The 21,568-nt window shown below is 37.1% G+C and carries 22 protein-coding genes and 2 pseudogenes; 5 read left to right on the forward strand and 19 right to left on the reverse strand.

All coding sequences use genetic code 11. The annotated features are described in order from the left end of the window. The 3 genes and pseudogenes from B4F31_RS11480 to B4F31_RS11490 all read left to right on the forward strand — a co-directional run. A pseudogene (locus tag B4F31_RS11480) lies at positions 1–259 on the forward strand (hypothetical protein); the annotation flags it as partial. Between the two features lie 41 nt (positions 260–300). Further along, a complete protein-coding gene (locus B4F31_RS11485; protein ID WP_041579141.1) occupies positions 301–786 on the forward strand; it encodes a heavy-metal-associated domain-containing protein in 486 nt (161 codons plus the stop codon). Between the two features lie 306 nt (positions 787–1,092). Then, positions 1,093–1,623: a hypothetical protein gene (locus tag B4F31_RS11490; RefSeq protein WP_013073426.1), complete on the forward strand. Its 531-nt coding sequence runs from the start codon at positions 1,093–1,095 to the stop codon at positions 1,621–1,623. Here B4F31_RS11490 and B4F31_RS18160 read toward each other — a convergent pair. The 4 genes and pseudogenes from B4F31_RS18160 to B4F31_RS11505 all read right to left on the reverse strand — a co-directional run. Continuing rightward, positions 1,572–1,787 (reverse strand): annotated as a pseudogene (locus B4F31_RS18160) (hypothetical protein); the annotation flags it as partial. The gene B4F31_RS11490 and the pseudogene B4F31_RS18160 sit on opposite strands and share 52 nt — an antisense overlap. Positions 1,788–1,960: 173 nt before the next feature. Next, positions 1,961–2,611: an arsenic resistance protein gene (locus B4F31_RS11495; RefSeq protein ID WP_013073427.1), complete on the reverse strand. Its 651-nt coding sequence runs from the start codon at positions 2,609–2,611 to the stop codon at positions 1,961–1,963. Positions 2,612–2,623: 12 nt separating this feature from the next. Then, on the reverse strand, positions 2,624–2,911 hold the full coding sequence (locus B4F31_RS11500) for a sodium/bile acid symporter family protein (RefSeq protein WP_013073428.1): 288 nt from the start codon (positions 2,909–2,911) through the stop codon (positions 2,624–2,626). Further along, positions 2,912–4,819, reverse strand: a complete 1,908-nt coding sequence (locus B4F31_RS11505) for a cytochrome c/FTR1 family iron permease (RefSeq protein WP_057482991.1) — start codon at positions 4,817–4,819, stop codon at positions 2,912–2,914. Positions 4,820–5,087: 268 nt separating this feature from the next. Here B4F31_RS11505 and B4F31_RS11510 point away from each other — a divergent pair, with 268 nt between their 5' ends. Continuing rightward, the gene (locus B4F31_RS11510; RefSeq protein ID WP_133546766.1) at positions 5,088–5,339 is read left to right on the forward strand and encodes a hypothetical protein; all 252 of its coding nucleotides are present in this window, start codon (positions 5,088–5,090) and stop codon (positions 5,337–5,339) included. Between the two features lie 98 nt (positions 5,340–5,437). Continuing rightward, the gene (locus B4F31_RS11515) at positions 5,438–5,665 is read left to right on the forward strand and encodes a heavy-metal-associated domain-containing protein (protein WP_229792205.1); all 228 of its coding nucleotides are present in this window, start codon (positions 5,438–5,440) and stop codon (positions 5,663–5,665) included. A gap of 437 nt (positions 5,666–6,102) precedes the next feature. Here B4F31_RS11515 and B4F31_RS11520 read toward each other — a convergent pair whose 3' ends face one another. From B4F31_RS11520 to B4F31_RS11590, 15 genes are all read right to left on the reverse strand, one after another. Then, positions 6,103–7,266 (reverse strand): PQQ-dependent sugar dehydrogenase, encoded by a 1,164-nt coding sequence (locus B4F31_RS11520; RefSeq protein ID WP_198036139.1) that lies wholly within the window; start codon positions 7,264–7,266, stop codon positions 6,103–6,105. A 249-nt stretch (positions 7,267–7,515) separates the two neighbouring features. Further along, the gene (locus B4F31_RS11525; RefSeq protein WP_013073433.1) at positions 7,516–8,583 is read right to left on the reverse strand and encodes a PepSY-associated TM helix domain-containing protein; all 1,068 of its coding nucleotides are present in this window, start codon (positions 8,581–8,583) and stop codon (positions 7,516–7,518) included. Positions 8,584–8,655: 72 nt separating this feature from the next. Then, positions 8,656–11,040 carry a TonB-dependent receptor gene (locus B4F31_RS11530; RefSeq protein WP_041579150.1) on the reverse strand — a complete coding sequence of 795 codons (2,385 nt, stop codon included), beginning with the start codon at positions 11,038–11,040 and terminating at the stop codon, positions 8,656–8,658. A 331-nt stretch (positions 11,041–11,371) separates the two neighbouring features. Next, the gene (locus tag B4F31_RS11535; protein WP_013073435.1) at positions 11,372–11,896 is read right to left on the reverse strand and encodes a sigma-70 family RNA polymerase sigma factor; all 525 of its coding nucleotides are present in this window, start codon (positions 11,894–11,896) and stop codon (positions 11,372–11,374) included. 426 nt (positions 11,897–12,322) lie between these two features. Further along, positions 12,323–13,576, reverse strand: coding sequence for a hypothetical protein (locus B4F31_RS11540; RefSeq protein ID WP_037317188.1), 1,254 nt, complete (start codon positions 13,574–13,576; stop codon positions 12,323–12,325). Then, positions 13,548–13,982: a ubiquinol-cytochrome c reductase iron-sulfur subunit gene (locus B4F31_RS11545; RefSeq protein WP_228482292.1), complete on the reverse strand. Its 435-nt coding sequence runs from the start codon at positions 13,980–13,982 to the stop codon at positions 13,548–13,550. The genes B4F31_RS11540 and B4F31_RS11545 overlap by 29 nt, the downstream gene beginning before the upstream one ends. Then, a complete protein-coding gene (locus B4F31_RS11550) occupies positions 13,982–15,190 on the reverse strand; it encodes a di-heme oxidoredictase family protein (protein WP_013073438.1) in 1,209 nt (402 codons plus the stop codon). The genes B4F31_RS11545 and B4F31_RS11550 overlap by 1 nt, the downstream gene beginning before the upstream one ends. 886 nt (positions 15,191–16,076) lie before the next feature. Beyond that, positions 16,077–16,898 (reverse strand): universal stress protein, encoded by an 822-nt coding sequence (locus tag B4F31_RS11555; protein ID WP_013073440.1) that lies wholly within the window; start codon positions 16,896–16,898, stop codon positions 16,077–16,079. A 57-nt stretch (positions 16,899–16,955) separates the two neighbouring features. Further along, the gene (locus B4F31_RS11560; protein ID WP_008615606.1) at positions 16,956–17,312 is read right to left on the reverse strand and encodes an STAS/SEC14 domain-containing protein; all 357 of its coding nucleotides are present in this window, start codon (positions 17,310–17,312) and stop codon (positions 16,956–16,958) included. An 18-nt stretch (positions 17,313–17,330) separates the two neighbouring features. Next, positions 17,331–17,507 (reverse strand): hypothetical protein, encoded by a 177-nt coding sequence (locus tag B4F31_RS11565; RefSeq protein ID WP_013073441.1) that lies wholly within the window; start codon positions 17,505–17,507, stop codon positions 17,331–17,333. Between the two features lie 9 nt (positions 17,508–17,516). Next, entirely contained in the window at positions 17,517–18,833 is a 1,317-nt protein-coding gene (locus B4F31_RS11570; protein ID WP_013073442.1) for an APC family permease, read from the reverse strand. Positions 18,834–18,851: 18 nt separating this feature from the next. Beyond that, complete coding sequence (locus B4F31_RS11575; protein ID WP_013073443.1) at positions 18,852–19,037, reverse strand: hypothetical protein; 186 nt, start codon at positions 19,035–19,037, stop codon at positions 18,852–18,854. Between the two features lie 3 nt (positions 19,038–19,040). Next, entirely contained in the window at positions 19,041–20,039 is a 999-nt protein-coding gene (locus tag B4F31_RS11580) for a sodium:calcium antiporter (RefSeq protein WP_013073444.1), read from the reverse strand. 2 nt (positions 20,040–20,041) lie between these two features. Further along, positions 20,042–20,722 carry a lipoprotein signal peptidase gene (locus B4F31_RS11585; protein ID WP_041579156.1) on the reverse strand — a complete coding sequence of 227 codons (681 nt, stop codon included), beginning with the start codon at positions 20,720–20,722 and terminating at the stop codon, positions 20,042–20,044. A 45-nt stretch (positions 20,723–20,767) separates the two neighbouring features. Then, on the reverse strand, positions 20,768–21,568 hold the full coding sequence (locus tag B4F31_RS11590) for a cation transporter (RefSeq protein WP_414706138.1): 801 nt from the start codon (positions 21,566–21,568) through the stop codon (positions 20,768–20,770).

Raw genomic sequence — 21,568 nt, forward strand, 5'->3', positions numbered from 1 at the left:
TATGGGGGATTATCCTAAACCCGACTGGCGGATATTTGTAGAATCACTGGCCGAATTTCCCGGAGATAATAAAGTTAACGGACAATTTTTTTCTACAGATGAACGGAGTAAAAAAGTATTGGTTGGTCCTTCAATTTTAGGACTTACCGGTCCCTGGGGAATTTCCTTCGGGGCATTGTTCCCGGTATACCAGGATCTTATTCCGAATACGCCCCGTGAAAAATATAGGGTCTCACTGAACATAAGTTATTGGTTATAACAGATATTAAAGAAGAATTTTAAACATAAAAAAAGAGTAAAATGAAAAGAATAGCATTAATTATCGTAGTGACAGTGTTTGGAATCATAAGTTCCAACGCCCAAATCACCAAAGTAGATCAGGAAGTTTTTGGAATGGATTGCGCACCTTGTGCCTATGGCCTTGAACGCGGACTCAAAAAAATGGATGGTATAGAAAAGGTACAAGTAAGTCTGAATGAAGGCAAAGCTTATTTAGATCTGACTGCAAACAATAATTTAAGCTTGAAACAAATTCAGGAAGAAGTGAAAGTGAATGGTTTTTCAGCTAAGAATGCCGAAATAGTTATAAAGGGCAACTTCGTTGAGCAGGATGGCACTTATGCAATACAAACCGGGAAAGAAACTTTTAAGATAGCTGAAGCAACTTCTACCAACTTACGTTCCAGGTTAAAACCCGGAGTCCTTACAGTTAAAGGGATAGTTCAGGATGAAGAAGACGGGGAGCTAACCACTAAGTGGGAAATTGAGCTTACTGAAATCCTTTAATTAAATGAAGATTAAAAAATACAGCTTATTGGGCGCAAGTTTTCTTAGTGCAGGGGTTCCATTTTTATGTTGCTGGACCCCTGCTATATTAACTGGAGTAGCGGGAGTCACCGGTATTTCCTCTGGTTTTGAATGGTTACATCCAGTAAGACCGTATATGTATAGCATGTCTTTCTTATTCTTAGGTGTCGCTCATTATAGGGTGTATAAGGATACCAAATTCTCGACTTTAGAAAATAACAAAGATGAAAACGAATGTGGATGTAGTCAAAATCCTGAAAATTCAACAAAAAACAAATCGATATTATGGCTAACCACTTTTTTGGTCTTTTTTATGATGATAATAAACTACTTTCTGGAATGGTGAAGATTTCCGGGAAGAATATTATTATTACCTGCTTAATATTCATATTGGGTTTTAATATGAATGCTCAGGGCCCGCCTATTTTTACGGATACACCTATCATATTAGGTGTGCAGGGACGTGGAGTGCGTACTTTTGGCAATATAACTTCTAAGGAAAATGCCAAGGCTTACGCGCAGGTACTTATTGTTCCTTATAACATTACCAGTAAATGGCAGGTAGATGCGGTAATACCCTATGTCTCAATTTCGCCCGATGGCTTGGATTCCCAGTCGGGATTTGGAGATTTAAAAGTATTTACAAAATATCAACTCTTTCAAAAGGATGATAAAGGAGAGGCCTTAAGAAGTTTAATTAAATTAACCGAAACTTTTCCTACGGGAAATTCCAGTCAAATGCCTGCCCTGGGTGCCAGTGCTTTTCAAACTACCATAAGCCTTGTATTGACGCACAACCTTCCCGTTCCCCTGTAAAACCTTCCTAAAAGTTCGATTAACCACGATCTGATCACCGGGACATGATTCCAGGTATCCAGTATACCTTGTATATCAAGCTTTTCGCGGAACTGTGAAAGCAAATCTGTATCTTCGTCGATAGCCTGTAGCATACCAAATTCAATCCCATTGTGCACCAGCTTAGTAAAGTGACCTGCCGATGGAGGACCGGCATGTACATAACTCTACCAGTAGCAACAGAATAGCTGCCTTACGATAATCTTTCGCACATATTGTTCATTGAATCTCGAATGGTTTGTAATACTTCATGTGTATAGAATATGGTTATCCTTAAATGGGTATAATCCAAATCCCGCTAAATTACTTTCTTTCTTATTTTCAACAACAGTTGCGAGGTTAAAGCCAAAATTGGCAATTCAATTAAAGGACCTATAACTAATGACAATGCAACCAATGGTTCATAAGCAAATGCGGAAACTGCAATGGCCAATGAAATAGGTGAATTTCTTGCCATTGTTGTCAATGTGAGGCTTACCCTGTTTTGATAACTGAATTTAAAAAACCTGCTGACCAGCTGTGCCAGTAAAAAAGTAATGATAAAAAATATAATCACGGGAAATAGCAATTTGTAAATAACATCAGGATTTTCCAGTAGATTTCTTCCTTCTGAAGCAAACATTGCGACTACTGCCAATGATAAAAACAACACCTGGGATTTTACAAAAAAGCCGGTAAAAGACGTCCCTGAAGTATTGCTTCGGCTAACTATTTTTTTGGTAACTAATACTAATAAAAAAGGAATCAGGAGCACCAGAAGAATACTTTCAACCAGTGACCTGAATTCAACATTTCCTGATCTTCCAAAGAATAGTAACAAAAATATTGGAAGTAAAAGAATCTGCAATATCAGGTTGATTGGAAGAATAGAAGTAGATAGCGGCACATTTCCTTTTGCAACACCGGTAAACACCAGGTACCAATCTGTACAGGGAGTTACCATAAGCATCACAAACCCTATCTAGATGGCCAGCTCGTTATCCAGAAACAAGTATCCCAGCAAATAAGCAAACAGGGGAGTCCAGATAAAATTAATAACAAGGCTGCTAACTGAAAATTTGAGATTGAAGAAAGCACTTTTAAGCTCGCCGATGTTTATACTTAAGAATAAGCCGTAAAGCATTACCATAAGCAAGAGTACAATAAAGCTCGATGCATATCTCTCCAAAATAGCCAAATTCCCCAATAATAATCCCAGTACAACTGCCAATAAAATGACACCTGTTTGGTATTTATTGATTTTTTCCATTTACTCTTCTGTAACCAATTCTTGTGAGGACTTGTCTGCTTTTTGATTCAGATTCCTCCATTGGAAAAAAACTATAATACCAAGTACGAGGAGCTGCGCCAGGATAGACTGTAAATTCGGGTAAATCCCCAATAGTTCTATACGGGGAGCAAAATCTATGGGTGAAATGGGGATGTAACCTGCTTCCTGAAAGGCCATAATTCCTTTGCCTGTTAAAACAATTGCCAGGGCTGCTACCATATAGGAAGCCAATTTGAAGAATTTTCCTACAGGTAGTTCTTTAGTAAATTTCAGAAACACGATTGTTATAATGGCTATTATAATAACGGAAGTCAATAAGGCCCAGTTAATAGCAGAATTTGCGACATCGGGATTGCTCAGTTTCAGTGATGAAAGAAACAGAACCACTTCAAAAGCTTCCCTAAACACCACGATGAACGAGAAAATCAACAAACCTATCATATTTCCGGTTTCAGAAATGCGGTTTATTTTATTTTTTATGAAGTGTTTCCACTTCGATATCTCAGAATGGGAATGAAGCCAAATACCTGCAAAGAGCAATACCAGTACAGCCAGAATAGCTCCAACACCTTCCATCAATTCTCTTGACGCACCGCTTAAATTGATAAGTTTATCTACAAAAAACCAACTCACCACACCAGTTAGTACTGCGAAAATCCATCCGGAATGGACGGCTATCACTGCGCGTTTGATTTTCATAGGTCTTAGAACACGGAGAATAATGAGGATAATAAGCAACGCTTCCAAGGCCTCCCTGATAAGGATTGATAATGCAGCACCATATATAAATGCAAAGGAATAATCCTTTTCTGCTAAAACAGTTTTGGCAGAGGTTATTTTTTCTTTAAGGGCATTATAATAATTTTCCGCACCTATTTTGTTGTTGTTTTGAAGTGCTTTTCGGTAAGCAATCATATCCCGCTCAATACCCCTCACTAATGAAGGCGCAGATGCACCCAATATATTCTCCACCAGCTCAACGCCTTCAAGGTAGGATGTCAAGGCATATTTTTCGGCAATTTTATTATTGCCTTTTTGAAATTCCTGATATGAAAGATCAAGGTTGGTCATAGCAACATTTAGAGGTTCAGGCCTTTCAGGTTCATAATTCCGCACCTGGCCAACTGTTATATTGCTGAAAGATTTATTCAAAAAATGTTGCAATTCTTCATCGTTCCATTTGCTGATGCTGTCAAGATGCAAATTGGAAGGCAATGGAGCTCTTGAAATTTCTTCATTGTGCTTTAGTGACAGCACGTAAAAAGATAAGTCCCAAAGCTCTTCTTCTGTAAGACGGTTGTAAGAAGCCATCCCCGTGCCCTCAATCCCCAATTTGATGACATTGTAAGCCTGAAGTGGGGACAACTGGGCTTCGTGGAAATTGGTCGGTGCAGGATTTAAATTTCCGGCTAAAGCTCCGTTCCCATATCCTTTGCCTCCGTGGCAGGATACGCAATTATTCTGGTACAGGGTGGCTCCATTCTTTAACGAGGGATAACGATTAGGTGTAATTTTTAAAATTCCAAGATCGAGAATTTTGTTTTTGATATTTAAAGCAATTGTAGAAATCGCTTCTGGATTTTTTTTGTCCGCAACAGCTTGTTGCAATTCCCGCAGGGGTTCATCAAGCTTTTCAAACCTGGTATTATTAATTGTCGGCAATAGATCCTGCTGAAGTGCAATGGATTTTTTTGCAAACTCGCTCATTTCGGCGAATTCAAACTCATTGATTATTTCGCCATTCTCCACCGCTACTGGATAATCCTTGGAAATGTAATCCAGGAGAGTCACCAAAGTGCGCAAATCTGTGTCATTAGCCGTATTTTGCGAAAACGTATTTATTGAAATGAAAATGACAAAGAAGAAGAATACCCTATATTTATTCATACTAAATCTAAATAAGGGCAAATATACAGTTCTGTGATTTTATAAAAAAATTTATAATCACTAATACAGATTTTTTTTTTCGTTTAGCTCCAAAAGGATAATGGGATTCCTTTCGGTGCCTTAATCCGGTGGTACAAGATTTAATCCCTGGGGTTGTTAAAGAAAACTATCGGGTATTTCTTAATTTAAGTTATTGGTTATAGTATAAACAAACTTTAAAAAATTAACAGATGAAACATCCATGACAAGGGACTTGACACAAAGAAGAATGATTATTAACTTTGAGACAATTCCAAAGGGCGATTTTTACTGGAGGTTGAAATATCTTATTCAGGCCTTGAGCCATAGAAACCCCGAAGATGAAACTGCCCTCACACAGCTAAACACAAAGAAGTATTGCCTTGAGAAGGAACCTGAAATTTTCAAATTCTTAGCTGTATTTTTCTTACCAATTAGAGTTCCTGCTTTAGTGGGTAAGGGTACTTTTGTGATGGTTCCAGTTAGTAAAAATCCTACTTAATTGAAAAACTTCCGGATGGGAGTGTAATAATAGTTATTGTATTTGGAAGTTTTAGTTCCAATGCTCAGATTCAGAAAGTAGATCAGGAAGCGTTTGGAATGGACTGTGCCCCCTGTGCCTATGGTCTGGAACGCGGACTTAAAAATATGGAAGGTCTGGAAAGTGTAAAAGTGAGTCTTAATGACGGTAAAGCTTATTTAGATTTGGCAAAAAATAATGATTTGAGCCTTAGGCAGATCCAGGAAGAAGTGAATAAGAATGATTTTTCTGCTAAAAAAGCCGAAATTGTTATAAAAGGTACTCTCGTTGAACAGGATGGTAATTAAGCCAATTCAAACCGGGAAAGAAACTTTTACAATAGCTGAAGGAACTTCTACCAGCTTAAAACCCGGAATTGTAAAAGTGAAAGGAACAGTTCAGATGAAGAAGATGATAATTTGACTAATGAGTGGAAATTAAATATCATCCAGATTTATTAGCCACTAAAAACGTAGTAATAATGAACACTAATTAATGGCGGACTCCACATCGAGTCCGCCATATTTTTTTAAATTTTAGAAGTAGAATATTCTTTTCTGGTAACAATCTGATACACATAAAAGGAAAATATGTTTGGAAACTATAAAAACTAACGGATTACTAATCATTTACTTTATATGGCTATTTGTTATCATTTCTGAAAGTTAATTTAAATCATTAACCTAAATCTACCTGCCGGCTGGACAGGCTGGCTTTACTATTTCAGAGTTCAGTAAATCGATTATTAGTTATACGATACTCGGTAAATTACGCCATTGGTATCATCACTAACTAAAAGCGATCCATCGGGCAATTCTACCAAACCGGCTAACCTGGCGAATCGGGAAGTACCTTCCTCCATTAAAAAACCTTTTACAAAATCTTCAGCCTTTACAGGCTTCCCATTTTCGAAAGTTACTTTCATTATTTTGTGTCCGGAAGCTGGCCGTCTATTCCAGGATCCCCGAAAAGTTACCAGGGCAGTATTTTTATATTCCGAGGGAAACATTTTCCCTCTGTAAAACTTTAAATTCATTGGAGCGCTATGGGCTGTAAATAACATCTCCGGTTCTGTAGCTTTCTGCGCGTATTCTTTCCAGGTCATTTTTGGCGGTTCATCTGCCTTATTATATTTACCATCGTCGTAGATATACGGCCACCCATAATCAGCTCCCTCAGTGATACGATTTAATTCTTCTTTTTGTTCATCATCTCCCAGCCAGTCAATTCCGCTATCCATCCCAAAAAGTTCCCCCGTCTCAGGATGCCAGTCAAAACCAATGGTATTTCGCAGTCCCGATGCAAATATGGTTCTATTGCTCCCATCAGCATTAGTCCGTACTATAGTGGCATTTTCTTCCCGTGTTTCATCACAGGCGTTGCAGGTGCTTCCAATCGATATATATAGCATCCCATCTGGGCCAAAACCAATCGTGCGGTTGGGGTGCTGACCACCATCTGGTAGGTTCCCTATAATCTTTTCCAGTTCTCCAATAGTACCATCTTCTTTTAACTGTGCCCTGAAAACATCATTTACCGTAACAAGGTAAAACATATCTTCATGAAAAGCTACCCCATGCGCTCCTTCTTTAGTTACTACCGTTTGTTGATGGTCAGGTTTCCCGTCATCATTAGTATCCTTAAGCATCACTACGTCTCCCTCCCTTCGAGAAACATATATATTTCCCTGGGGGCTTACAGCCATCATTCTGGGTTCTCCCAGATTATCTGCGAATTTTTCTATTTTAAACCCCTGCGGTAATTGAAGTTGCGATATCCTCTCTTCGGTGGCCCCAACCATCTTAGGTTTATAAATATGTCCCGTAATATTTTCTGAAATAAGGCTATCCTTCTTTTGTGCCATGATTATACTCGTTGAAAGAAGGAGAAACAGTAAAGCTTTTTTCATAAGTGATTGATTTTCAAAATTTAAACTCATTAAAAATATAACATATGGTTTCGATGGATTGTTAATACATGGTTAAATGAAACTTATTTTTTTCATCATATAAGATTCTAATTGAGCTGTTCGACAGAGGAAAAAAAAATTTAAAACCAACTATATCCGCCTGTCCGGCTAGCAGTACCGTGGCGAAGCTATCGGGGAATTTTTAAGATTAAAAGTTTAAAAAAATTGAAACTAAACACCTGTTCGACGTTATCTTACCGTTCTAAAATAATAAAATCTGAGACCGGTAATAAATAATATTAGGGGGACAAACCCGGAGATAAAAACTAAAATTCTCCCCAGCATGCCTGCCATTTCTCCAATATGAATCGGATAAAATTGTGCTGCTATCTGTTCGCTAACCGGGTCGTCGTTAAAGGATGAGGAATAAATGGTATTACTATTATTATCTAATTTTAATTCCCTGGTTTTTCTTAGACCGGGGTTTATAAATCGGTTTTTGATATATCTAAATTGATACACTTCATTTCCATCTTGAGGAAAATAAATTGCCCGGAGTGCATATTGGTTGTCTGGAGTCTCCAATAAGTGCAGTATATCGATCCCGGTACCTGCTTCAATCTTTTTTTCAGGTTGTTTATTGCCTATAAAACCATCTATTAACTTCAAACCATCCTTATAGTAGCTGTTATAAGTAAAATATCCACCAGAAAAGGCCATTACAGCCAAAGGAAGGGAAAAAAATATTCCAAGTGACTTATGTACATCGTAGTTAAATCTTTTTCTATTTCGTTTCCATTTAATTTTAATTCCCTTTTTAAAATTTGATTTATACTTTTTCCACCATAGAAATAAACCGGAGGTAAGAAGAAACAAGAAAAATATAATAGCACTACTACCTACAATGTATTTGCCAATCTTAGGAATTCCAAGGCTTCGATGGATCTTCAACAAATCTTCAAACAATTTTATGGAAGCTGATTTTTTTCCTAAAGGTACTCCCGTCTCCGGGTGATAATAAAGGGTTTGACCATTCTTATAAATAATGGAAACCGTCTCCTGCTCTCGATAAGGTAGGAATATCTTTGCTATAGTATCTTTCTGACTCCTATAAAGTTCTGAGGAAGTTTTTAATAATGTCTTTTCCGAAAGAGTATTAGTAGATTCCCTTTGTAGTAAGCGTTGATTTAAGGCCGACGTTATTTCCGGCTGCCATACATACATGGAACCAGTAAGACCTGAAATGGATGCCAAAACCCCACATGTTATTCCTAAAAAAAGATGTACTTTCTTAACTATGTTTGAAAATGCTTTCAAGCAATAAATTTTAGTGTAAAATGGTAGTCGTTACTTCTGAATATCAATTCTTAATAACGACTACCACCCCTTTTAAAAATTATAAGTTACACCAAGACGGGCATTCGCTCCCTCCCCAGCTGTAGTAAAAGACCTTAATGGCGCCGCCCATTGAGATCTTGCCGGTAAATAATACTCATTAAGAAGGTTATTGATACCCAAGAAAACATCAATATTACTCTTAATTTGGTAGGTGGCCGTTAGATTTACCAGGGTATATCCATTTACAGGAAATTCCGTATGCCTAAAAGCATAATTTCCTTCCCCATCCTGAAAAGGAGAAAACCTGTTTCGATCTCCTAAACTCATAACATTCAATGAAGTATTAAACTGTTCTGTTGGCTTCCAGGTAACATAAGCCGTTAATTTTGGAGCAGAAATGACATCACCACCAACATAACTTAAATTATTTTCATCATCGTTTGGGTTTTTAAGCCCTTCCACATACGAATAAGAAGTCCCAATAAGTAGTTTATTGCTTGGGAGAGCATAATCTATTGCTACCTCTCCACCGAATATTTTCTGAGGTTGTTCAGAAGGTATAAACGAGTTTAGTTCATCACTAAATACAACACCAGTACCTAAATTAGAGGTACTGTAGTATCCTACAGCCTCTAAACGAAAATTATTAAATTTTGAAATAAACCCGAATTCATAGTTATTGGTAACTGCGGGCTCCAGTTGAATGTTGTCTATACTTTCAGCTCTTGCAGATCTTAAAATAGAACCTAAATCAGCTATGGAGAAACCCTGGGAATAACTAATGTAGGGAATGAATTCCTGATGTTCAATATACCGGACTCCCATATTAAATGCCAGATTATCGAACGCCAACTCTCCGCCCTGAACGGAGACCGAAGGATTAAAGTTACCATCTCCTTTAGGTGAATAGGGAAGTGTATTATAATTGGCAATATCCATTTTTAAATCATCGTATCGTAATCCAGCTTTAAAGGCCCATTTTTTATCTAGTTTTAAAGTGGTTTGTAAATACGGTGCTACGCTCATCAGTTCGATATTCGGCACCCAAAGCCTTCCATCTAACAGCCCCTGATTAGTCTTATCCCTTAAAAGATCCAGTCCATAGATCAGAGATATATTCATATCGCCATACAAATTGAACTGAGTATTAAAATTAGGTCTTAAGCCATACTTTTCTGAATTGATCACGGATTGCCCTCCGTCTTCGAATTTATCAGAATAAAAGAAAATACTTTTGGCTTTGGAATAATATAGATCGGTTTCAAAATCTGTGGTACCGGAGAAAATATTATTTAAATTGTATTTTAACCTCCCATTTATCAATTCGGAACCAGTTGGTTCCTGTCCAGGAATTGATCCTTCGATACCATAACCCGGTTCTAAAGAGTAATCCCCTTGGTCATTAAACACCTGAATATTTGCAAAAACCGGAATAAAAGGAGAATCCTGAAGTGATTTATAAAGATTCCCGTTAATGGTTATTTTTTGATTAGAAGAAAGGAGATATTCCAGTTTTCCATACGTGCTGTAAATATCGGTATTATCTAATCCATAAGTAGGAAGTAAGGGAATCCCTTCAGCATCGTATTTATTCCCGGTATGTTCTATACTTCCGCTTATATAGTAACTAAACTTATTAAATTGTCCGGAAAAGGATTGATATACCCCATATCCCAAGGCATCTTGGCTATTGGAAAGTTGGGAGGTTCCCCAAATATCAGTAGTGCCGCTCAATTTTTCTGAAGTGGTTGGATTTTTGGTGATATAATTGATAAAGCCTCCACTACCACCATTTCCAAATATTGAAGTAGCTCCTTTGATTACTTCAACTCTGCTTATATCGTTAGGATTAATACTTTTAATTCCCAATTGTCCATTACGTAGCGGGGTGGATTGAGGGATTCCATCTACCATAACGAGTAATGACCTACCTCTTAATGTTTGTCCCCAATTGGAAAATGTTCCTGTGCTTACAGCAAGACCGGGCACTGTATATGCTAGAATCTCGTTAATATTGGAGGAGATTTTAGTAAATTCCCGCAGCTTTTCTGAGTTCACCACAGTAACAGAAGCTGGAATTTCTGAAAGATATTCCGGGTTCCTGCTTGCAGAAATCACCACTTCATCCAAACTTCCATACGTATCCTGAAGGTTCACACTATAGGTTGTTAAGGAATCTCGTCCAATTTCTATAATTTGCTCTATAGTTTGATAACCCAACATTTTGACCGTTACCTTCCAGTTTCCAGGGGGAACCTCCTGGAGTTTATAAAACCCGTCAAAATTTGTAGTAGTTCCTTTTTGTAATTCCTCGATATAAATAGAGGCACCGGCAATAGGTTCATTTGTTTCATTTTTTATTTCCCCTTTTAATCCTGATTGGGAGAAAGCAGAGAGGCTTAAGGCCATTAAGGCGAGAAAAGTAATGTGTTTCATTATTCTTATTTAGATTTATTAAAAATAAATGCAAATATAGAAGCCTCTTTTAATTACACCAAGAAAATTTGATTTTTTTCAATGGAGTGGAGTGGAGTGATCACAGCCCTCTTGAAGATAATTGGTAGATTATTTTTTGATTTAATATAATGATTAAAAGCAATTTTTTACTCAAAAAGGATTGGCATAAAAAATATGATATTGGGAAACAACTAAAGTTACCATTCTATCCCTTTCTCAGTTTTTAATCGTTTCATTATGAAATGCTAAAATCCTATTATTTAACAATACCTGTTATCTGCGATGGATTTGTGGGCGGATGTATTTTTAATTATGATTTACAAATAGAGCAATTGGATTCTCCAATTAATTTGCCATCTTTATCAAACTCGTATTTACAACATTCATTGAATTTTTGTTTTAAAATATCTTTAGCTCTTCGTGTTCTAGCCTTGACATTTGTAAGACTTATTTCTAAGATTTCAGCCGCTTCCTTTTGTTTTAGTCCTTTGATATAAATCAATTCAATTATCTTTTTATAAATATCTGGTAGTTCATATACGAATTTATCAAAACAGCATATTGACTGATATTTTTCTAAAGCAGTTTCATTCTGTAAATTAACACTCGGTAAATAAACAGATTCTTTATTGAAGTAGTTTGCTATCTCGTTTCGAGCAATTTGAAAAATCCAGGCTCTTACTTTTTCATCATTCTCAAGTTGATGTAATTTTTTATGGATTTTTAAAAATGTATTTTGAAAAATATCATTTGTAGCACTTTCATTTTTTACTTTTTTGAGAATAAAGAAGAATAACTCTTCATTGAAATTGTGCCAAACTTTTTGAGTCTCCATAGTTCAAAAATAAATAAAGGTTAGCTTTTAAACCAACCTTTATTCAATTCAGCAACAATCGCATTTACCACATTCACATTTTGTACAAGGGCAATTGTTATCTAAACAATTTATGCAATTACATTTAGTGCAATCACAATTAGTACATTTACAATCATTCATACTTATAAATTTTATTGTTTACTACGGAGACCTTTAATTTTCTAAAAAGATACATTTAAATTGAATTTTCTTTTAAAATATGGCTGCAGACTCATGTTAAGCATTTTATTGACTAAGCTTTGCGCCTGGAACATTTTCTCCAACTTCTCTAAAAAACTGAGAAATTTTAAGCCTTCTGCTTCGTAATATTGTAATTATCCGAAAGATAAACTAATCATGCTACCCCGAGCAGCCCACTCCATTAGTTAAAAAAGCATATCATTCTTAAAAATAGGTGCTAAAACCTAGGTACCAGGTGGCCGTTTTTGTGGCTGGATTATTTAAAATGTCATTCTGCCACTGATAACGATAATTCAACCTTAAAACCGTTGCAGGTGACGGTCTAAAACTTATGGAAGGAGTAACCGCAATTAAATCATCCCCTATATTTGTATTAGTTTGAGTGAAGTTACCAATATTAAAATCAACATAATCTGTCCGAGCGGAGACGTTTAAGGATGCATTTTCCCAACCGAACATTTTCTTTTGCAACACTGGTTGAACTACATCCAGAAAAAATCCTGCTTGTTTATTTCCAAACTGTTGCGTAAATGTTTTTGGCACATCCACCCACACATAAGCGCCTTCTCCAACAATATAAGTGCCGGTTGATTCAATAGTAGTGCTAAGATCAATAGCGAAGACATCCACCCTCCTATTCTTTTCATCTATCTGTAGTCCATCTTCCATTACACGATTGTATGTACCGCCCATATAAGAAAAACCAACCTCACCTATATTTCTATTTCCTATAGCGAGTTTTGTAGTAATTAAAGGGTCACCGCTGAAATTTTCTTCAAAACGCTCTTCATTTTCTTTAACGGATGAAAGAGAGGTTCGATCTTTTGAATTATTAATTATACTATTGTCAAATCCATTTGAGAGGTATGCTTCATATCCGATAATCCAATCTCCAGTATTTGTTTTACCATACATTCCAAAACCTGCATTAGAAAAAGTGGCGGGTAGTAATTTTACTGCCACATCAGGTCTTTCTACAAACTCCCATTTAGGACCATCGTGATTTTGATTAAAAGCACCGATTGGATTCAAGATTATTCCACCTCGTAAATTGAGAAGAGGATCAAAGGAGATATCCATAGCAGCAAATTCTATGGCAATCTCTTTACCTCCCTCTTCAAACTCTACTTCCGTTAAAAATTTAATTCTTTTGTTAATTGAGGCAGACAGAAATAATGTTAAACGTCGTGCTTGAAAAGATAATCCTTCTGTCAATCCATCTTCCACTGCATATATCGAATTGGCTTCAAGATATCCCCCAATAGATACCGGAGCTTTATTTATTGTTAGAGCTGGTCGATTGTATACCGCATCCATGTTAAGTTGAGTATCTGTTGTATCTGACTTCGTTCTTTTAAGTATATCATCCTCGTTTTGGGCTATTAAATTTCCACTGAGGGTGAACAATATTAAGGTAATGATCAAATAATTAGGAGAATAAAATATAGATGTTTTCATCGTCTGTTTTCGTTGGAAATGTTTTTAGTTTTTGTTCAGCAGGTCCTTGTAATACGGTTCCTTCATTGGAAAATTGGCTTCCATGGCAAGGACAACTATAGATACCCCCACCAACATTAAGCTCGCACCCTCGATGAGTGCATTTTAGTAAGGAAGCTATATAGTCTTCACCAACTTTATATAGACAAATAGGGAATCTGTATTTGTTATTTTGTATAAGGACAAACTCTCTTTTAGACACCTTGTTATTTTTTTCAAGAATAAACTCATGCTTCGCTATGGTTAACTTATCTACCTCTTCCTTTGCTGTAGCATAGTAAATTCCACTGCATGAATGTAAAAAACCTAAACTTGGTATTGTTATAGCAACAGAGGAAAGGGTTTGGATAAATTTTTTTCTTTTCATCATAATGAATTTATAAATTCAAGTAGTTGCTTTTTTTCCTGATTCGATAGGGCATTGAACTCATCCCTTGAATTTTTGGCTTCACCGCCATGCATCAAAATGGCTTCCTCAATACTTCTTGCCCTGCCATCATGTAAAAGAAACAAACCTCCTCCTTGTGAGTTTTCAGAAAGGCCAATTCCCCATAGCGGAGGGGTTCTCCATTCGGATGTTTCAGCAAAACCTTCGGTATATCCATCGTCCAGACCAGGACCCATATCATGAAGTAGTAAATCTGTATAGGGATGAAATCCTTTATTAGATAGTGCTTCGATAGGCGAATATCCCGTTTTCATGCTTGGGGTATGGCAGGCAGCACATTGAATTCGGGAAAAAATTTGTTTGCCAGATACAACATCAGGATCATTTTGATTTCGAGGTATCGGAGCTTTTAAGGTTTTTAAATAAAAAACCACCTCGTTAACTACCTGAGTACTGATTTCCGGGTCCTCTTCCAGCCCGCTATAAGGATCTATAGGTTCAAATAATGATGTAATACCTATATCTTGATTATACGCACCTACTGTTTGATGCAATAAGTCATAACTAATTGCCTTTTTACCAAACCTAAAAATATATTTACCTCCACGTGAAATACTATTTGGCCGAATTTGAACATATTCAGGAGGATATGCGAAATGAGCTCTACCACTTATTCCGTCGCCATTCTCATCATAAGGATCGGCTAGAGAAAGTATACTTTCATCTGGAACAGCATCCAAAAAACCTAATCCTGTGACCGCAGGCGCAACCAAGGTTGTGAAGGGTGCTCCTGGAGGTAGCTTTTCAGGCTGAAACCCCTGAATTGCTTTATTCTGTAATTGATTTTTACCATCCCCAAAGTCTGCAAAAGGATTTCCTAAAGTATCACTTTGACCGAATCTTATAAATTGATTAAACGGGTGACCTTTACCATCCCCAGAATGACAACTAACACAGCTAGTACCTACGAAAACGGGGCCGAGTCCAGTTTCTGCGGTAAATACTTCATCATTGAACGCTATATCCCCATTCAAGAACTGAATCTGCTCTTCAACTGATAATCCTTCTACAGGGCCATCAAGAAGTTCATTTTCCTTTGGAGGAACAGGACCATATTCATCAGCTAATTTTTCACAGGATGTAAAAAAAGCGATAAAAATAATTAGACTTAACCATTCTATTTTCATTACCTAAAATATTATTTAGACAAATCTAAAATTTATTTTTTAATAATCTAAATATTGAAAGTTATTATCTTAAGAATATATTTTTAAAGTTGTAGGAATATATAGTATTAAGCTTCTTAAAAGATTTACCAACGGCGAAAACCTCGTTTGTACGTTTAAAGTTTCTAACTTGGAAGCTTTGTATTTACTCCTATGAGACAGCCTACCTATTAGGAGTATTATGAAGGTTCTCAATAATATGAGTATAATTCTGGTCGCCCCTCCTTTAGAAGTACTTGAATTGAAATACCAGAGAACTCCCGATTCCTTATATTACAGGGAATCGGTTTTTAATTGAAGTATTTTGTTTACAAAAGGTCAATTTTCTACGCCTCTTAAAACTTCAACTTTTAAAAAGAAAAATAATGAATTCCATAGAATCATTAGATTAAGAAAAAGTTGGTAGGTAAACATTTTTAAATAATCAGGGCTTATGAATAAAGTCTTTTAAGACAAAAAAATACAATAAAAATGATGCAATGACCAAAAGGATTAATGAAAAAATTCCAAAAAGCTTTTCTTTTTTAGTTATTTTATTCCGGGAAGATTTTTGACCCTTCTTCTTTCTTCTATTTCTCCTATATTTTGACATTTTTCTTCTACACTTTCTTTTGGGTAAATTGCAAACTTATCGCTTTAAAAAGGGTTTATTCCCTCTAATTAGATAAAAATTCATTGTACTGTAGTCTTACAATTGCCTTAATTTAGGGCACCTAGGATACCATAGGAATATTTCACAAATAATTCTGTGGTCTTACTGAAGGTATGAAGCTCAGGAATTCAGTTAATTTCTAAAAAATAGTGACTTCATAAACTTAAAAATGCAGATTTGTTTTCAATCCTACTATCATTTTAAAATAAGTACAGGAACTTCTGATTTGAAAATCATTTTCCGTCTCAGCCCCAGTTCAGTTAGTTTTTCTATAAAGGCATGTTTCCTGTAAAGTAGCGCCAAAATATCTATGGCATTATCTTTCAAAAAACCGGTTATTTTATCTTCAGTTTTCCCTTCGGAAAAAAGGTGAACAGAAATATTCTGTAGATTAAAAAACTCCTCATAATAGTTTTTTATCTCCTGTTCTTTAATAACTTCATCTTTACTTTTAGCAAAATGAAATATAAAAAGGCGCGCGTTAAATGCCTTTAATAGATCAGCCAGAACCTTTAGTTCCCTATCAGGTTTCAGATTATCTGAATCCAGCGCCAGACAAATTCTTTTTAAACCAAAAGTTTCTAAATCTTCAGGTACAACCAGCACAGGGCAGGGTACATCCTTGCTCACTTTTTCACTGGTAGTTCCTGCAAGGTAACCTTCTACCTCACCTGCACCTTCTGTCCCCATAATTATCAAACCTGCTTTTTCTTCTGTTGCTAATTGATAAATTATATCTGAAGGTCTTCCTGGGGCTACCATACTCTTATATTTTATTGTCGCCAGACGTGGAAAATTTTCGAGAAATTCCAGCATTTTTTCTTTGTACAATTTCTGATAAGAACTAAAGTTGTCGGGAACCGGATAAACTATAGCCCCGTATCCGGCATATTGATAACCTTCAGAATAGGCATGAACAAAGATAATTTCTGAATTTAAAGATTCGGCCACCTTTATGGCATACTCAACTCCAATTTTGGAACTTTGACTAAAATCAATCGGAACTATTATTTTCATGGTTTTTTAATTTTAATTATACATTCAGTTTTTCAATTAATTGTTTAAATAAAAGCTTTATTGTTTAATCCACTTTTTGGCAATCTCCTTTTCCTCTAAGTCAAAATATTTTACTTCAGCATTGGTAAAAGGTTTCATGAACTTTGTAATCCAGTCCTGCCATTTTTTATCACCTACCATGGCGATTTTTTCATAATCTTTTGCGTGGGCAGTATCCATTTTTAGATCTTCCCACAGGCCTGGAAAATCCCAGCCGGTAAAATTCTCCATTTCAAAATACCAGCGTACGTTTAATCCTTTGTCCAAAATAGCATGAATAATGGGATGTACCTTCTCAATATCCATTTCGGATAAATCTCCCGATGCTCTGGTTGCAATAATATTATCTCCTGAAATCTCTATAATTTGTAACATATCTATTTTTATTAATTATTAACCGCCTAAATCGTAAAACCATTCTTCAGCTTTCATAATTCCTTCTTTTATGGCATTTCCCTTAGTATAATTCTTTTCTATAACCAGACTTTTAGCAATTTCCAGGGCTTTTTGCTTCACTGCAGGATGGAGGCCATCCAAACTGGTTTTAAATTCTTCAAAGGTCCATTCCATAGCTTCATTTTAATGGTTGAACAGTTCTTTTTCTTTTTCGGGATCCATCTCATTCTTTGACTTTTTGTCCAAAAAATAATCCAGCACGATGCCCACTATAATTGCTCCCACAAAAGCAACATACACCTGCCAGTTAAACTGAACTACCAGAGACAGGCTAATAATTATGGCCAAAATGGGTAGGATAGGTACTTTCCCTATGGAAAGGGGAACTTTAAAAGGTCTTTCTTTGTCAGGTGCTTTATAACGCAAAACGATGAGTGCAATATTCACAGCTACAAAAACGAGTAACGCCCCTAAAGAGGACATTCCTGCGACAATTTTAATATCTCCCAATAACAAAAATGCCGCTACCGCAGCCATAACCACCAGTGTAGTTACCCAGGGTACTTTCTGTGCATTGGTCTTGGTCATAAATTTTGGAAGCTCGCCCACGCTTGCCATACCGAAAAGCAACCTGCTAATGGAAATAATGCCACTAAAAGCCGCATTAGCCGTAGCAAAAAGTGCCGCAACTGCCAGGGCTACGGGCAACCAGGAATTTAAATTTGAAGCGGCCAGCGACAATGGGGAATTTACCTTTGCTATTTCTGCGGGGTCACTTATATTGAGTACCGTAAAAGATATTAGTAGGTATATAATTGTGGTAAACACCATTGTCAATAAAAATGCCCTCGGAATCGTCTTGCCCGGATTTTTTACCTCGGAACCCAATGCTGCCATATGCTCAAAGCCGGTATAAACAAAAAATAAGGTAGCAGTCGCTGCCAGGGTGCCGGAAAAGGACTCCACTTTAAAAAATTCTGATTTTGGTGGTCCTGTTTCCAAAAGTCCGACCGCAATAAGAATAAACAATCCCAATAGCTGAATACTGACCATAATGATATTGGCGGTAGATGATTTTTTGATGCCCGTAATGCTTATAAATGCAAGAATCAGTAGCACAGCATAGCTAACCAGTAAGGAAGGGATGTTAAAAAACGTATTGAAATACCCTGAAAAAGCAAGTAGCACCGCGGCGATGGTGGCCGAACTGTGAAATGCAATCGTCCAACCTGTTAGAAAAGATGGAATGTCGATTTTTGGAAAAGCTTTCCGTACAAAAATGAATTCTGCACCGGCATTAGGATAGGTAGAGGACAGCTCTGCATACGACATTGCCGAGACACTGGCCGCAATGGCGGCAAAAATAAAACTCAACCAAAGGTCTGTTCCCGCCTGTCCAGCGGCTGCACCAATTACAGTATATATTCCAGCACCAACAATGGTACCTACACCATAAAAAGTAAGGCGAAGAGTACCCAGAGATTTTTTTAATTCTGCCATAATACTATTAGTAATATATTATCCATTTCTATCTAAATTCCTTTTTTCCATCTCTGCCTTTACGATGCCACGCTCAATAGCCTCTTCTTTTGAACAATTTTTGTTCAAATAGAAATCCCTTGCATATTTTAATGCTACTGCTCTAATATTTTCATCCAGCACATTAAGCCTCTCCTGGTAATCCTTAAATAAATCCTCCTTCATTTTTTAAAATAGTTTTAGAACAAAAAACACCATAGTTAAAAGATATACAATATACGCTGCATCGAAAACGAATATCTGCCATCTGCTGAACCCGTGAAGTTCCTTGCTTTGATGGACAAATACTGAATATAAAAGCGGCATCAGTCCTACAAAAGCCAGGTTGACCCAAAACAACTGGAAATCTTCGATTGGGGTCGTTACCAGTGCCAGGGGGAAAAATGCCACTGTCATGGTAACGGCATTATCTGCAATCACACTGGTGGTACCCGCAGTCACTTCACCTCCCTTTACCACACTCCATGTTTTGAATATTTCAGGGGCGGTAGTCATAATTCCGGTGATAAACAACCCTCCAACAATTTCGGAAATATTCAGTGCCGAAACAATATTTTCGGTAGCTTTTACAATAAAAAAAGCCCCCACGGCTATGGCCAGGGCCCCTGCAACCGAAAGCCATATTTTCTTTTTATCCCATTCTACCTTCTGACCCTTTTCCCTGCCTTTTATAATGGCATGCGTTAAAAAAGCCGCATAGGCAGCCAGCATGATCCACCCATCAATGGGTTGTAATCCACGCCAGGCTTTGGGAAGCGTTAATATAGCCACCAACCCGATAATTACCAGATAGGGGATAGATAATACCGAGACGGAACGTTTGTTCAGGGCCAGCAGGTTGGCATCCAAATGTTTTTGATGCTCCTTATTGTTTTTAAACTTTCTTCTGGAAGCAAAGTATGCAATGGTTACCATGAGCGGAATGGAAATGATATTGGAACCAAGCAAATTCCCCAACCCGATATCAGATACCCCACGGGCGGCGCTCGTAATATTTATCGCCACTTCAGGGCTCGCTGTTACAATAGCCAGGAAAGCTGCCCCTGCAGAAGCAGTAAGCCCCCATTGTTTGCGCAGCATCTTTAAAGGGGTAAGGAGTTGATCAGCACCCCAATGGGCAGCCCAAGCTGCCAATCCCAATACTACTACCCAAAGCCAAGCGTTCATAACTAATCGATTTTTATAATTGTCCTGTTACTTTCAGTATATTTCAACTTTTTCTTATCCGATATTTTCTGGTCTTTTTTTTGTTGGCTTTGAAAGATCAGGAGTAAAATCACTCCCGTGCTAATCCAAACATCTGCGGTATTGAATACAGGGTCGAAAAAAGTAAATTCATTACCTCCCCATAATGGCAGCCATTCCGGAAGCCTTGTATCAATAATAGGGAAGTACCACATATCCACCACATTGCCATTTAAAAATCCGGCATAACCACCGCCTGAGGAGAATATTTCTGCAATATTGCGAAGTGCGGGATCACTTTTTTCAAAAATCAGTCCGTAAAATGCACCGTCAATCAAATTGCCCAATGCACCTGCGTATATAAATGCGGCACAGATTATAAAGACTTTTGCATATCCTTCACGTATCATCTTTTTGATATAAAAGGTCCCCCAAATAACGGCTACGAAGCGAAATAGTATTAAAACAAATTTGGCCAGATAACCTTCGCCAAATTTAAAGCCCCAGGCCATGCCGGCATTCTCCAAAAAATGTAAGCGAAACCAATCCAGGCCAAACACAAAATATTCCTCGCCATAATAAAAATGGGTCTTCACATAAATCTTTATGGCCTGGTCTATTACCAACAACAGTAAAATTAATAATGCTACACTACTTTTATTCATAATTTCCTTATTCTTGCCCAACGTCTTGTGCAACATATATTTGCATTATTTAGATAATTTTAAAATTCTTATGGCGCCCCGCATTACAAACGTGAAAACGATGCCGCCAATTACCAAATCGGGCCATTTGCTATCCAGAAAATAGACCAGCACCCCGGCCAGTATCACCCCGCAGTTTACGATGATATCATTGGACGTAAAAATAGCACTGGCCTGCATATGCGCCTCCTTACTTTTGGCCTTATTTATCAACCAGAGCGAAATAAGGTTCCCCAGTAAGGCTAAAATGGAAACTATGATCATCCATTCGAACATTGGTGTTTCACTACTTGTAAAAAACCTTCTTAATACCTCTGCAAAACCAAGTGTTGCCAATGCAATTTGAAAGTAGCCGCTGAATTTTGCCACCTTCTTTTTTCTGGAAATGGCACCACCTACTGCAAATAAACTTAGCGCATATACTATCGAATCTGCCAGCATATCCAAAGAATCTGCAATTAGGCCCATAGAAGAAGAAATCCACCCCGTGGTCATTTCGATAATGAAAAAGCCGAAATTTATCCCCAGGACCCACCAAAGGATTGTTTTCTGTTTGGATTGGTCTTCTATTACGGGAGGCTCGGCTTCTTCGGTCCCCATAAATTTATCACCTAATTTTAATTCTGAAATCGAGGCTTTGATTTCCTCATTCCCTTCAAGGTGATATACTTCAAGTTTTCGATTGGGTATATCAAAATCCAAATATTTCACTTGAGCATAAGATTCCAATTTCATCCGGATCATCTGTTCTTCTGAAGGACAGTCCATTTGACTTACTATAAAAGTACTTTTGTTCATTTCTCCCAT

The organism is Salegentibacter sp. UBA1130 (assembly GCF_002311535.1).
In the GTDB taxonomy this organism is placed as follows: Bacteria; Bacteroidota; Bacteroidia; order Flavobacteriales; family Flavobacteriaceae; genus Salegentibacter; species Salegentibacter agarivorans.

Coding starts and splice junctions, on each gene's coding strand:
- B4F31_RS11485 (WP_041579141.1), top strand. CDS start 301: ATGAAAAGAATAGCATTAATTATCGTAGTGACAGTGTTTGGAATCATA.
- B4F31_RS11490 (WP_013073426.1), top strand. CDS start 1,093: ATGGCTAACCACTTTTTTGGTCTTTTTTATGATGATAATAAACTACTT.
- B4F31_RS11495 (WP_013073427.1), bottom strand. CDS start 2,611: ATGCTTATGGTAACTCCCTGTACAGATTGGTACCTGGTGTTTACCGGT.
- B4F31_RS11500 (WP_013073428.1), bottom strand. CDS start 2,911: ATGGAAAAAATCAATAAATACCAAACAGGTGTCATTTTATTGGCAGTT.
- B4F31_RS11505 (WP_057482991.1), bottom strand. CDS start 4,819: ATGAATAAATATAGGGTATTCTTCTTCTTTGTCATTTTCATTTCAATA.
- B4F31_RS11510 (WP_133546766.1), top strand. CDS start 5,088: ATGATTATTAACTTTGAGACAATTCCAAAGGGCGATTTTTACTGGAGG.
- B4F31_RS11515 (WP_229792205.1), top strand. CDS start 5,438: ATGGACTGTGCCCCCTGTGCCTATGGTCTGGAACGCGGACTTAAAAAT.
- B4F31_RS11520 (WP_198036139.1), bottom strand. CDS start 7,266: ATGAAAAAAGCTTTACTGTTTCTCCTTCTTTCAACGAGTATAATCATG.
- B4F31_RS11530 (WP_041579150.1), bottom strand. CDS start 11,040: ATGAAACACATTACTTTTCTCGCCTTAATGGCCTTAAGCCTCTCTGCT.
- B4F31_RS11535 (WP_013073435.1), bottom strand. CDS start 11,896: ATGGAGACTCAAAAAGTTTGGCACAATTTCAATGAAGAGTTATTCTTC.
- B4F31_RS11540 (WP_037317188.1), bottom strand. CDS start 13,576: ATGAAAACATCTATATTTTATTCTCCTAATTATTTGATCATTACCTTA.
- B4F31_RS11545 (WP_228482292.1), bottom strand. CDS start 13,982: ATGAAAAGAAAAAAATTTATCCAAACCCTTTCCTCTGTTGCTATAACA.
- B4F31_RS11550 (WP_013073438.1), bottom strand. CDS start 15,190: ATGAAAATAGAATGGTTAAGTCTAATTATTTTTATCGCTTTTTTTACA.
- B4F31_RS11555 (WP_013073440.1), bottom strand. CDS start 16,898: ATGAAAATAATAGTTCCGATTGATTTTAGTCAAAGTTCCAAAATTGGA.
- B4F31_RS11560 (WP_008615606.1), bottom strand. CDS start 17,312: ATGTTACAAATTATAGAGATTTCAGGAGATAATATTATTGCAACCAGA.
- B4F31_RS11565 (WP_013073441.1), bottom strand. CDS start 17,507: ATGGAATGGACCTTTGAAGAATTTAAAACCAGTTTGGATGGCCTCCAT.
- B4F31_RS11570 (WP_013073442.1), bottom strand. CDS start 18,833: ATGGCAGAATTAAAAAAATCTCTGGGTACTCTTCGCCTTACTTTTTAT.
- B4F31_RS11575 (WP_013073443.1), bottom strand. CDS start 19,037: ATGAAGGAGGATTTATTTAAGGATTACCAGGAGAGGCTTAATGTGCTG.
- B4F31_RS11580 (WP_013073444.1), bottom strand. CDS start 20,039: ATGAACGCTTGGCTTTGGGTAGTAGTATTGGGATTGGCAGCTTGGGCT.
- B4F31_RS11585 (WP_041579156.1), bottom strand. CDS start 20,722: ATGAATAAAAGTAGTGTAGCATTATTAATTTTACTGTTGTTGGTAATA.
- B4F31_RS11590 (WP_414706138.1), bottom strand. CDS start 21,568: ATGGGAGAAATGAACAAAAGTACTTTTATAGTAAGTCAAATGGACTGT.